This is a genomic window from Solibacillus sp. FSL K6-1126, from assembly GCF_038003445.1.
Lineage (GTDB): Bacteria > Bacillota > Bacilli > Bacillales_A > Planococcaceae > Solibacillus > Solibacillus silvestris.
Genome location: NZ_JBBOPD010000001.1, coordinates 410,346 through 422,579, shown reverse-complemented (window position 1 = coordinate 422,579; position 12,234 = coordinate 410,346). Strand labels below are relative to the sequence as shown.

Sequence of the window (12,234 nt, the reverse complement as noted above, 5' to 3'; positions counted from 1 at the left end):
GGTATAATTTATTAAACAAATTATATTTTACTATTAAAGGAGGCCACATTATGAACCAATTGACGATGATTAATGAAACAACACCAATCAATATACCGCACCATACCTATAAGCGTGAGTGCCGATATACGAGAGGCATCAACATCCCTCTTGCAGATATCGAAAGAATTTTATATGGGCTGAGCGATGATGCACTTCATTATTTTGAGTTCCATAATATCGCGAAAGAAATTAAACAAGGAACATTATTAAATGGCTATGCGGGGCTTGCTAATATTATTTCAGACTATTATAAGAACGAAAAAAATATAGAGATTCCTGAACTGACAAATGGCCGAGATTTTTATGTAAAAATAGTCTAACAAAATTAAGGGGATGACTTCCTAAGTGAATACCGAAAATAACAACGTCTAAAGTATCCTATCGGTTCGGTGCTTTCGGCGTTGTTTTACATATTGGGAGATTCAGCAAATTGAATTTTCTAAAAATTTGTTTAATAAAACTATTGACTTTCTAATTGATAAAGATTATCATTATCATTGTAAGGTTGGTAAAACCTTTTCGATACTGTTCCCCCCAGTTCAGATTCGAAACTCATTAATTACTTTTCTCATATTTCGAAAAGATTAAATGGATTGATCTTTTCTCCTGGAAGAATGGCAAATCCCCTCACACGATTTGCCATTTTTTCATGGAAAATTGGGTATACATATATTAAAGGAGATGATTTAGTTGGAATTCCGTATTGAAAAAGACACTTTAGGTGAAATTCGTGTACCAGCAGACAAAATTTGGGGTGCACAAACCCAGCGAAGCAAGGAAAACTTCCAAATTGGGACAGAAAGAATGCCGATTGAAATTATTCGTGCCATGACCATTTTGAAAAAAGCAGCGGCGATCGCCAATAATAAGTTAGGCAAACTGTCCGATACGAAAAAAAATGTGATTGTGGAAGCAGCAGATGAAATTCTTGCGGGTAAATGGGATGAGCACTTCCCTCTTGTCGTCTGGCAAACAGGCAGTGGTACACAGACAAATATGAATGTGAACGAGACAATTGCCCACTTAGCCAATGAAAAGCTGGCGGCGGCCGGATCGCATGAAAAGGTTCACCCGAATGATGATGTCAACAAGTCACAAAGCTCGAATGATACATTCCCTACTGCGCTACATATTGCTGCAGTCGAAATCGTAGAAAACTATTTAATGCCACGCTTAAAGCTGTTACAGGCGACATTAAAAGAAAAAGCGCTGGCATTCAACGATATTATTAAAATTGGCCGTACGCATTTACAAGATGCAACACCGCTTACACTTGGACAGGAAATTGGCGGCTGGCATCATATGCTGTTAAAATGCGAAAAAATGATTATGGTGAACACACAGTTCATGAAGGAGCTTGCAATTGGCGGTACTGCTGTTGGTACAGGCATTAATGCCCATCCGGAATTCGGTGCCCGCACAGCTGCAGAAATCAGTAAACTAACAGGCATTGAATTTACATCTGCGGAAAATAAATTCCATGCACTGACAAGTCATGATGAAGTTGTGACAGCACATGGTGCATTGAAGGCATTGGCTGCAGATTTAATGAAAATCGCCAATGATGTGCGCTGGCTGGCAAGTGGTCCACGCTCAGGTATCGGTGAGATTACGATTCCTGAAAACGAACCAGGCTCATCGATTATGCCGGGGAAAGTCAACCCGACACAAAGTGAAGCGATGACAATGGTTGTGACACAGGTTGTCGGTAATGACGCAACAATCGCATTCGCAGCATCACAGGGTAATTTCGAACTGAACGTATTTAAACCGGTGATCATCTACAACTTCCTGCAATCAGCACGCCTCTTGGCCGATTCGATGAAATCATTCAACGACAATTGCGCAGTCGGTATTGAGCCGAATATGGAAGTATTGGATGCTAACCTGAAAAATTCGCTGATGCTTGTTACTGCGTTAAACCCGTATATCGGTTATGAAAATGCGGCTAAAATCGCGAAAACAGCGCATAAAGAAGGCACAACATTAAAAGAAGCTGCTATTGCATCGGGTCTTTTAACAGAAGATGAATTTGACCGTTATGTTGATCCAAAAACGATGATTTATCCAAACGCCGAATAATTTTTAGCTATCCTACACAACCTTCCAACAAGTTTAGTCAATTACTTTTATCAGTAATAAACTAATGTTGAGGAGGTTGTTTTTATTGAAAAAAATTCAATTTGTAAAGGATGGTTATGAAATCGTTGTAAATATTCGCAGAAATATACAGAGCGAAACGACTAAATACGTTGAAGCAGATGCCTATTATAATGATTTTGGCAACTACCGGATATTAGTTTTAGCAGATACCGTGGAAAAAGCGGTAGAAGTGGCAACATATGAACTATTGACCAATCATCCATTTGAGAAAATCATATTAGATTATTAAGTCATATTAAAAGGGATGCCTTGAAAATGAATTCAGGACACCCCTTTTTATCGTTATAGTAAGTTTAAATACAGATCAATAAGCTGGTCATCGTAAAAGTAAACGATGATGGCGGCAATAGCAATCGACGGTCCAAACGGTACAGGTGTTTTGCGCCCTTTTCCACGGACCTTCAATATGATGATGCCGACGATCATCCCGATTACTGAAGCTAAAAATAATGTTAATAAAGTATTGAACGTTCCTAATACTAATCCGATCAGTAAAAACAGCTTAATGTCCCCGCCGCCCATTCCACCTTTAGAAATGACCGCGATTAATAATAAGATTGAAAATCCGATTGCAGCACCGATTATACTATCCCACCATGGATCAAGCGGCGAAAGAATTCTTGCGACAATTAATAGCGGCAGGAAAAACAGTAAGATTTTGTCCGGAATAAGCATGTACGCAATATCCGAAACATTAATGATGACTAATAATGAAATGAAAAGAAGCGCTACTGCCAATTCCCATGTGATGCCGAGCTGCCATGTAGCAAACGCAAATAAGAGTCCTGTTACCAGTTCCGTAAATGCGTAAATCGGCGACACTTTCACACCGCAAGTCCGGCATTTCCCTCGTAAAAATATGTACGAAAAAACAGGCACGAGTTCAATAGCGCTTAAACGTCGATTGCAATGGACACAGTGAGATGGCGGTGTCACAATCGACTCTTTTTTCGGCACCCGTAACCCGACTACATTGTAGAACGAACCGAAAACCAATCCGAAAATCCCCGCAAATATTGTATACATAATCTCCATTTTAGATGCTCCTTACTGTACCTGCTATATATCAAGTGGTTGATTTCCATTCCGGGTCGGAAGCATTCTAGTGTCAACTCAGCTCCCCATGAGAAACTTAATCCTCAGTTTGGGGCAGATTATCCTCACTTGATACAGATTAATCCTCAATAACGGTATCTTAATCCTCAATTGCCACCACTTAATCCTCAATCGTGAGTCTATAATCCTCAAATGCATTTTTAATCCTCACTTTCAAAGGGGACATCATGCACAACTTAGAACAAAGACAGTGACTTTTAATTTCTACACAATTATATATTCGAATAAATACCTACTCGTAGTAGAAAGTTGTGACTTGAATATCGGCTGTTACGATTTCCGATGCTTCTTCCGTAAATTTGTCTTCTTCACCTGGAAGCGCAAAATCAATAATATCGATTCGCATCACGCGTTCTTTCTTTTCAATTTCTTCAACGAACTGCAGCAAGTTTACGTCATTTGGTGCAGCCACATTGATGTTAAATGTAACTAACTTTAATGAAGGCGGTAATGTTTCTACAGCGATTGTGGAAACAGGCAATTGTTCTGACGCCTCCGTGTCCTCCGCTTGATTCGTGCTTTCTGTTGATTCCGTTTCTACTCCCTCTTCTGTCTCCGGTGTAGAAAGCGGGTCTTGAAGCCCGGAACTAGATACGAGGGCATCATAGTTGTTGAAATCAATACTTTGAATACGTGAATCTGTTACATACTGCATTTCCTCTATCGATAAAATTAGCTCATCAATTTCCCGGTTATCCGGCACTTTTTTGCGTAATGCAAATTCATTTACATTCGTTTTAGACTGCTGTGACTCATTTGTTGCAATTGTTTCCTCTATTGCTGCGATTTCTGTATGAAGGCTGTTAATCTCGGAACGAATCATCTGTTCCTCATCCTGTTTCGGTTTAACGACATAGTAATACATTGCAAACAGCAAAGCCATCGCCAATGCAATTACGATGAGTAGTGTACCGTTTTTACTACTTGAGATAGAATTCATTACTCTTCACCTCCAGCAGCTACATGCAATTGGTCGATTACGAGGAAAATCTCCACGCTATATCGAGGTACTTCCGTGAATTGCTGTGTATCATTGACCTCTTCACCAGTAGGGTTGAGTTCAAAGTTTTGGATTGTACCTACTTGAACATCATCAAAGTACTGACTTTTTTCCAGATGACTTACATATACTGAAATAGCATTTAATGTTTCGAAATCCACTGCTACTTGTACGCCTGTCTCAGAAAAGGCATAAGAACGCAAATATGTATCTGTCGGCAATAAATTTCTCGTCTCGATGATAATCGGCGAGACGGGATATGAAACACGTTCAACAAAAGCGACCGATTCTTCCAATGAACCTTGACTCCCTGTTTGTGCTGAAGCTAATTCCGCATTTAATGCGTCTCTTGTCAGTATTAAGGAATCACGTTCAGGAATGGCACTCGCAATTTCGCTTCTCGTACCGAAATAAGTGATCGCCAATAAGCCTATAGTCAATACCGATAAAATCCCAACTAATATAAAGGCGAGCTTTAAACTCGTCGCACCCTTTTCAATTTTGGGCAGAAGGTTAATATCCGGAATCATTCGTTAACCTCCTTTAGAGCAAGTCCCAGCAAAGTCGCATGCTTTGCTTTACAGGTTGGAAAATACTCGTTGATTACCTTATCATCGACAATACTTACCGGTGTCGGCAGATTTTCATTAAGCAGTGCTTCAATTGAATGTAGTAACGGGTGATCCCCCATAACGACGATTTCATCAACTTCTCTTTCGCCTTTATGAAGCGAGAATTTAAAGAAGTTCATCATCCGGTCAATTTCCAGCACTTGATCAGTCGTTGCTGCACGGAAATCATCCAAATCAGCTGTATAGTTAAATTCAACCCCTTCATTTTCAACAACAGTTTGCTGCCAATTTTCCGAATCAGTATCAATCGTCTGGAATCGCAGAAACTCTACTTCCCCGTTTGAATAAATGCAGATCGACAATTCATTGATTGACCAGTCTGTCACTAAATATGTACGGTTCGTATCGATAAACTCGATATGCTCAAGCAATCGTAAATTACATAAAGCCCGAATATCGGCCACTTGCGGATGCATATGGTTGTCCAACAGCAGACCGATCATCTTCCCGACTTCATCTGGCGGTGCGGCAAACAGAACAGCTTTCCCGTCCCCTTCAATCGAGTCATGTACATCAATAAGCGGCTCCTGGAACGGCAGATGAATCGACTGGCCGACTTCCATTTGCACATATTCTTTCAGATTTTTACCGCTGATATCAGCAGGATGCTCGAATGTTTTCAATAAAATCGATGTATCCGGCACAAGGAAGCGAACATTTTGCTTTCTTCCACCCCAATTTTGAACATTTGATTTAATTAAATCATACATCGCCATCTCATCGAGAATAACCCCTTCCTGGACCGAAGTTTTCGGTAAGGGCGTTTCGTATATAACGGGCTGATCCACTGTTGCGCCTTTTAAAACGAGTGCACGCATTACATAATCACTGATTACGATGGATACATGCGATTTTCTTTTCATATTGAACATAGAGGGACCCTCCTCTTTAACCTTTAATGTAATGCCTATTTTGAGAAGCGCTTGTTTAAATGCGCCATCATCACTCAATGGAACACCCAAGCGCTGTTGGGTTGGGTGTTCTTTGGGGGATGATTATTCACCTACTTTCTTAGTACCCCAACTAAATTTCTCTCCTACTTTACCATTATCAAGATCTAATTCTGACAAAGTAGCTGCTTCTATAGAGTATGCTTTACCACCACTTTTACCTGAAGTTGTAACAGTATTCCCAGTACCTACTTTTGTCACTGTAAATGATTCTATTGTACCTAAATCTGTAATATAAGGTGCCCATTTACTTTCATCTGTAGCAGGAGCTGTTCCAGTAAATGTCTCTTCTTCTGGATTTTCTAAAAAGAAGATTTGACCCGCATTTAGTACATTTGCAGCATCCGCTTTAGCCGCTTTTACTCGCGAACTTTCAATAATATTCCCAATCGCTGGAATAGCAATTGCCGCTACAATGGCCAAAATAACAATTACAGCTAAAAGCTCAACTAAAGATAAACCTTCCTCATTTTTAATACGTTTTTTTAATGTATTAAACATATTAAATCCTCCTCTTTATTTTAAAATCAAGTTTTTGTTTTTGCACTGACGCTTTGTATCGCTTCGATGCCTCCTTGCAAAATGTCTTTTAATTTTCCATTTACATTTGTTCGTAAAGACTAAACATTGGCAAGAAAATTGCCGCTACGATTAGACCTACTGCTCCCGCCAATAATACAATCATTAACGGTTCAATCAAAGATTTTAAAGTATCCACGTTTCTATCAACTTCTTCTTCATAAAAGTCCGCAATCTTTTCAAGCATATAATCAAGCGATCCTGTAGACTCACCAATCCTTGTCATACTCGTTACCATAGGCGGGAAGATCCAGCTTTTTTCAAGGGGCTCTGTCAGCGAGCTGCCTCGTTCCAAGCTTGCCCGTGCATCCATTACGACTTTTCCAATAACCGGGTTGCCGGAAACCTTTTGTGAAATCGTCAATGCCTGCAATATTGGCACTGCACTGCTAAATAAAGATGATAAATTGCGCGTCAACCTTGCAATTGCTGTTTTTTGTAAAAGTGGACCAAATATCGGCATCTTCAGCATCAAATAGTGGATGGTGTAATTGAACTGTTCATTGTTCCTATATAAATATTGAAATACCACAACCCCAATAGCCAATGCTCCAATAGGGAACCACCAGTATTGTCTCAACCAATCTCCTAAAGCTACTGTCCAAACCGTTAAAGTCGGGAGTTTGGCATCCATCGATTCAAACGATTCAACAAATGTCGGTACAATGAAAATCAGCATGAAAAACACGACAACTACAATCATTATTAAAAGCATCGCAGGGTATGTCAGCGTCGACTGCACTTTTTTGATTAACCTGAAAGATTTTTCGTACGAATTCGCCAGACGCTCCAGCGTGTCATCGATATTCCCTGTTGCCTCCCCCGAACGCATCATATTGACGAACAGTTCAGGAAACGCTTTCGGATGTTTCCTGACCGCATCCGAAAATGGAATACCTGAACGAATATCTTCTTCTACTGCTTCAAGCGCCTTTTTCAATGGCTTGCTTGTCGCCTGCTTTGCTAAAATATCCGTCGCTTCTACGAGTGAAACACCTGCCCGAATCAATGTCGCAAACTGACGGCAGTATATAACAAAATCCTGTGTTTTTACTTTTTTGCTGCCCAAGCTGACTTCCATATGCAATAGACTTTTCGACTCTTCTAATTCTCGAGGATTGATACCCTTTTCGCGAAGCTTTGAAATGGCGGCTGCTTTATTCGCTGCATCAATCGTACCTTTTTGCGTTGCCCCCATTTTTGTTCGTCCTACATATTTAAATACGGTCAACTGTAATCACCCACATTCAAATATGGCCGTACTTCCTCCAACGAAACTTTTCCGGAAGAAACAAGCGCTTGTATGGATGTCTCTAACGTATGCATCCCTATCGTTCGGTTAGTCTGCATAATACTTGGAATTTGATGAATTTTTTCATTTCGTATCAAATTTGTTACAGCTGGAATACTTACCAGAATTTCTGTTGCGGCAACCCGACCTGCTTTGTCTTTGCGAATGAATAATCGCTGTGAAATAATCCCTTGCAAAACGTTTGCCAATTGAATCCGAATTTGCCCTTGCTGATGAGGCGGGAACACATCGATTATACGGTCAATTGTTGTCGGTGCACTTGACGTATGAAGTGTGCCAAATACTAAATGCCCTGTTTCCGCTGCCGTAATCGCTGTTGAAATTGTCTCTAAATCTCGCATTTCCCCAACTAGAATAATATCGGGATCTTGACGGAGTGATGCACGTAAACCATTCGCAAATGACCCGGTATCGACTCCAATTTCACGCTGGTTCACTACCGATTTTTTATGGGAATGCAAATATTCAATCGGGTCTTCCAGCGTAATAATATGTTTTGATTTTGTTTCATTAATATAGTCAATCATTGCCGCGAGTGTTGTTGACTTACCTGAACCAGTTGGACCAGTTACTAAAATGAGTCCTTGTGGTTTTTCAGCTAAATCGTACAGCACTTTCGGCATATTCAATGATTCAATTGTCGGGATTTCACTCGAAATGAGACGAGCAGCAATTGCTCCGACATTTCGTTGATGATACGCATTTACACGAAAACGGCAAAAGTCTTTCAATGAATAGTTGAAATCGGTTTCGCCCTTTTCTTCAAACTCGGCTGCTTTGTATGCCGGTAAAATATCTTTTACCATTTGCTCAATCATTTCCGCCGTTACAATTACATCGCCATATTGCTTCAACTGACCATTTACTCGGTAAACAGGAGGGATGCCGGTAGTAACATGCAAATCAGATGCATTTTCATCATACGCATGCTGCAATAAATCTTGTATGTTCAATGTCATGCCCATTCCTCCCTAGTCAATCGTCGCTACACGTAGTACTTCTTCTGTTGTCGTGACACCGGAAAGCACCTTCAATAAACCGTCCTGCAATAATGTGTTGTGCCCTGAATTTTGCATATAATCGCCAATTTCATAGCTGCTTGCCCCATTTAAAATGAGATCTTTCAATCCACGGTCAACAGGAAGTAACTCATGAATAGCAAGTCGTCCACGATAGCCTGTATTTCCACATGCCGCACATCCGCGACCTTTTCGAATCTTGTTAACTTCCAATCCATTATTCGCAAAAATCTGCTTTTCCCTAATTGTAGGCTCTATCTCTGTCGTACAGTCCCTACAAATTTGACGAACTAGACGCTGTGCCATTATCCCGACAAGCGAAGATGAAATGAGAAACGGTTCAATTCCCATGTCCTGTAACCTTGAAATCGATTCAATCGCACTGTTTGTATGTAATGTACTTAATACAAGATGTCCTGTTAATGAAGCACGAATTGAAATTTGGGCGGTTTCCAGATCACGTATTTCCCCGATCATGATAATGTCCGGGTCCTGACGTAAAATTGAACGTAATCCCGCTGCGAATGTTAATCCCACTTCTTCTTTTACTTGAATCTGGTTGACACCATTTAATTGATATTCGACCGGATCCTCAACTGTAATAATGTTAACTCCTTCATTATTTAAATTCGAAAGCGCTGCATATAACGTGGAAGATTTCCCTGAACCTGTAGGACCTGTAATGAGCACAATGCCATTCGGTTTCTCGATCATCTTCCTGAAAATTGCTTCGTTATTTTTTGTAAATCCTAGATGCGTTATCTCTGTTGCGGCATTGCTTATGTCCAATATACGCATAACTATTTTCTCGCCATAAACAGTCGGTAATGTAGAAAGACGAATGTCGACACTTTTGAACTCGATATTCACTTTAAACCGGCCATCTTGTGGAATACGGTTTTCCGTAATATTCAGTCCGCCCATGATTTTCACTCGGGCCGTCATCATATTTTGCATATGCTTTGGCAGAGAACGTTCTGTACGAAGCACCCCGTCGACACGATAACGAATTCTGTATTCGGTTTCATGCGGATCAAAGTGAATATCGGATGCACGCTGGGCGACCCCATTATTGATGATCTGGTTTACGAGCCGGACAATAGCTGAATCTTCATCCGTAATTTCCTGCTGTACTTCCGGTGTATTCACTTCAATTTCCGTTAACGCTGCGTCCATTGAAGCTTGCAGATCATAATATTTTGTAATCGTCCGGTACAGGTCGTCCTTCGTGACAATACTTGTCTCGATTTGGCAACCTGTTGCCATGCGGACTTCTTCAATCGCAAAGTAATCCATCGGGTCTGCCATCGCTATAAGTAGCTTGTTTTTGTCCCGACGCACCGGCATAATATTTGCACGTTTTGCCAGTTCCCTCGGTACAAGCTGCAGCAGCTCTGGTGATATGACATAGTTACTTAATGTCATATGCGGAATACCTAGTTGGAACTCCAGTACTTCAATTAACTGTTGTTCCGTCAGTATATTTTCTTTTATGAAAAAATCCCCGAGTTTTTCATCCCGGCTTTTATTTGCCAGTGCATAAGTAAGCTGTGATTCGGTAATAACACCTGACTCCAAAAGCAAGTCGCCTAAGCGTTTTCTCGATTTCGCCTTCATATTTTACGTCCTCCTTTATTTTGGAGTAATTAAATTTCCTCCTTTATCGTAATAGCTGCCAGGTGGAAGAGTTTCCTCTTCAGCGCCGTCGTTTGTGAAATTGTTTGATCCAGAACCTTCAGCATTGTTAGATTCATTTGAACCAGTATTTTGGGACCCGCTAACTGGAGTAGTTAATCCATTGCTTTGTCCATTTCCGTTCGTAGTTTCACCATCCGGGAAACCGTCTCCATCTAAATCAACTTGATAAGCAGGGTCATTGTTCAGATTTTCTGTTGTTGTCTTCACTTCCAGTTGTTTGGAAGACTTCAAAATAATCCGGTCAACAGGCGGGTAATAATCTCGGCTCACAAGCTTCTGCTCATCAAAAGCTGTACGATATACCGAGACACGTAAGCCTTTTGCACCTTCCTGTACTTGTTCAATCTGACCAATTGCCAGGTTTGCGGAATAACGTGTAATTGTACGGGGCTGGATTTCCTCATCCTGGGAAACTGTCACACCTACTTCCGTTTCCTTTGCAGGTGTATATACCTCAGTCCTCAAATTTCCTTCTTCCATAATCAGTTTTAAAACAACTGGATTGGATGAACTATTTGCGAATTTGAGATCCTCACTTGCAAGTGGATCCACCTTTGCTTCTAAGCCAGCTTTTAAATAGGAAGGGATTTCATTTTGCGAATGACGTTCCAGTATTTCCGCATTAATACTCAATGCTGCATTATATAGATTTGATGCAACAAAATTAATAGCTTCACGGTTCGCCAAATTTATCGTATCACCCAGCTTTTCAATCATCGAAAAAGCCATTTGCGGTTCTATTACCGTTTCATGAAGTTGAAGAACAAGTTCATTTATCCCCATTGCCCCTTCTGGCATAGGTTCGACTGATAATGAAATTCGGTCTGTTTCCAGTACCGATACATCTATGACAACCGCTTCAACAGGATTTGTTTTTAAATACGCGGCATTCAGTTGTACATTGCTATACGTTAAGTCCGTATTCCATGACGAAACATTACTAATCTCGTTTTTCACTATTTCACTAGGAGAAACAATTAGTGGGAGATGCACTGTAGGTTTATCTTTCCAGAATGCATACCATGACTTATGTACCTGATTTTCATAGTTTGCTACTGTACTTTCAATATCAAACTGGAATGTGGATGAGTTCAATTCAATTGAAGTGCCCCCGCCAGTGACAGTTAGGTTTTGGGTGTACCAGTCTTTAACAGCATCAGTCAGCAATACTTTTAACTCCTCCCCCTTCAAGTCATCTGTCTCTATCCCTCCGATTGTGGAACCGGCTGCATTATTATCAGCGGATGCAACCGAACTTACTATAAAGTTCGGAATCCAGATTGATAAAAGGACTACCAGCAAAGTTATTGGGATTATTGACCTAAAGATAATTTTCATTTTCTCACCCCGTCTAATCACTCTAATTTATCAACTCTTATAAGTAAGAATTTTATAACTATAAACCATTTCTACTAGTATTTTAATACAAAACTTTAATGGAATATATTACAATTAATTCAATATATTATCTCATAAACTTCTATTTTTATACTAATTTTTATCCCTTTTACCAACTATCTACTTATGTTACTATTATAATACATGATAGATTACTTTGTGACTATGTATTTTTTATTAAATATAAATTTTTATTTATGTACGTACCATTTTACCTATTTAAAATAGTTTTATAATTCAAATATTAGTATTTCTACATATGAATAATATGAAGGAATGACTTGTTTACGACTGATTAATTAATTTATTATTTAGAACCCATGAG

12 protein-coding genes are annotated in these 12,234 nt (G+C 39.9%); 3 read left to right on the top strand and 9 right to left on the bottom strand.

The features are described 5' to 3' along the window. The first annotated feature begins 50 nt into the window (after positions 1 to 50). From MHH44_RS02065 to MHH44_RS02055, 3 genes are all read left to right on the top strand, one after another. Entirely contained in the window at positions 51 to 362 is a 312-nt protein-coding gene (locus MHH44_RS02065; RefSeq protein WP_008406178.1) for a hypothetical protein, read from the top strand. 370 nt (positions 363 to 732) lie between these two features. Beyond that, entirely contained in the window at positions 733 to 2,124 is a 1,392-nt protein-coding gene (fumC, locus tag MHH44_RS02060) for a class II fumarate hydratase (protein WP_340797651.1), read from the top strand. A gap of 85 nt (positions 2,125 to 2,209) precedes the next feature. Next, entirely contained in the window at positions 2,210 to 2,434 is a 225-nt protein-coding gene (locus tag MHH44_RS02055; protein WP_008406175.1) for a hypothetical protein, read from the top strand. Positions 2,435 to 2,487: 53 nt separating this feature from the next. On the opposite strand, the gene MHH44_RS02050 is transcribed toward MHH44_RS02055, so the two are convergent. The 9 genes from MHH44_RS02050 to MHH44_RS02010 form a co-directional block, all read right to left on the bottom strand. Then, positions 2,488 to 3,240 carry a prepilin peptidase gene (locus MHH44_RS02050; protein ID WP_340797650.1) on the bottom strand — a complete coding sequence of 251 codons (753 nt, stop codon included), beginning with the start codon at positions 3,238 to 3,240 and terminating at the stop codon, positions 2,488 to 2,490. A gap of 313 nt (positions 3,241 to 3,553) precedes the next feature. After that, positions 3,554 to 4,261: a potassium transporter gene (locus tag MHH44_RS02045; protein ID WP_340797649.1), complete on the bottom strand. Its 708-nt coding sequence runs from the start codon at positions 4,259 to 4,261 to the stop codon at positions 3,554 to 3,556. Then, positions 4,261 to 4,851: a PilN domain-containing protein gene (locus tag MHH44_RS02040; RefSeq protein WP_340797648.1), complete on the bottom strand. Its 591-nt coding sequence runs from the start codon at positions 4,849 to 4,851 to the stop codon at positions 4,261 to 4,263. Before MHH44_RS02040 ends, MHH44_RS02045 begins: the two co-directional genes overlap by 1 nt. After that, positions 4,848 to 5,825 carry a type IV pilus biogenesis protein PilM gene (pilM, locus tag MHH44_RS02035; RefSeq protein WP_340797647.1) on the bottom strand — a complete coding sequence of 326 codons (978 nt, stop codon included), beginning with the start codon at positions 5,823 to 5,825 and terminating at the stop codon, positions 4,848 to 4,850. Before pilM ends, MHH44_RS02040 begins: the two co-directional genes overlap by 4 nt. 123 nt (positions 5,826 to 5,948) lie before the next feature. Next, the gene (locus MHH44_RS02030; RefSeq protein ID WP_340797646.1) at positions 5,949 to 6,404 is read right to left on the bottom strand and encodes a prepilin-type N-terminal cleavage/methylation domain-containing protein; all 456 of its coding nucleotides are present in this window, start codon (positions 6,402 to 6,404) and stop codon (positions 5,949 to 5,951) included. 100 nt (positions 6,405 to 6,504) lie between these two features. Continuing rightward, on the bottom strand, positions 6,505 to 7,713 hold the full coding sequence (locus MHH44_RS02025; RefSeq protein WP_340797645.1) for a type II secretion system F family protein: 1,209 nt from the start codon (positions 7,711 to 7,713) through the stop codon (positions 6,505 to 6,507). Next, positions 7,710 to 8,753, bottom strand: coding sequence for a type IV pilus twitching motility protein PilT (locus tag MHH44_RS02020; RefSeq protein WP_340797644.1), 1,044 nt, complete (start codon positions 8,751 to 8,753; stop codon positions 7,710 to 7,712). The genes MHH44_RS02025 and MHH44_RS02020 overlap by 4 nt, the downstream gene beginning before the upstream one ends. A gap of 12 nt (positions 8,754 to 8,765) precedes the next feature. Continuing rightward, complete coding sequence (locus tag MHH44_RS02015; RefSeq protein WP_340797643.1) at positions 8,766 to 10,430, bottom strand: GspE/PulE family protein; 1,665 nt, start codon at positions 10,428 to 10,430, stop codon at positions 8,766 to 8,768. A 15-nt stretch (positions 10,431 to 10,445) separates the two neighbouring features. Continuing rightward, positions 10,446 to 11,849 (bottom strand): VanW family protein, encoded by a 1,404-nt coding sequence (locus tag MHH44_RS02010; protein WP_340797642.1) that lies wholly within the window; start codon positions 11,847 to 11,849, stop codon positions 10,446 to 10,448. Positions 11,850 to 12,234 lie beyond the last annotated feature (385 nt).

Excerpts from the sequence above, each read along its gene's own strand:
- MHH44_RS02015 (WP_340797643.1), bottom strand. The coding sequence starts at position 10,430 with ATGAAGGCGAAATCGAGAAAACGCTTAGGCGACTTGCTTTTGGAGTCA.
- MHH44_RS02010 (WP_340797642.1), bottom strand. The coding sequence starts at position 11,849 with ATGAAAATTATCTTTAGGTCAATAATCCCAATAACTTTGCTGGTAGTC.
- MHH44_RS02065 (WP_008406178.1), top strand. The coding sequence starts at position 51 with ATGAACCAATTGACGATGATTAATGAAACAACACCAATCAATATACCG.
- MHH44_RS02030 (WP_340797646.1), bottom strand. The coding sequence starts at position 6,404 with ATGTTTAATACATTAAAAAAACGTATTAAAAATGAGGAAGGTTTATCT.
- MHH44_RS02045 (WP_340797649.1), bottom strand. The coding sequence starts at position 4,261 with ATGAATTCTATCTCAAGTAGTAAAAACGGTACACTACTCATCGTAATT.
- pilM (WP_340797647.1), bottom strand. The coding sequence starts at position 5,825 with ATGTTCAATATGAAAAGAAAATCGCATGTATCCATCGTAATCAGTGAT.
- MHH44_RS02050 (WP_340797650.1), bottom strand. The coding sequence starts at position 3,240 with ATGGAGATTATGTATACAATATTTGCGGGGATTTTCGGATTGGTTTTC.
- MHH44_RS02040 (WP_340797648.1), bottom strand. The coding sequence starts at position 4,851 with ATGATTCCGGATATTAACCTTCTGCCCAAAATTGAAAAGGGTGCGACG.
- MHH44_RS02020 (WP_340797644.1), bottom strand. The coding sequence starts at position 8,753 with ATGACATTGAACATACAAGATTTATTGCAGCATGCGTATGATGAAAAT.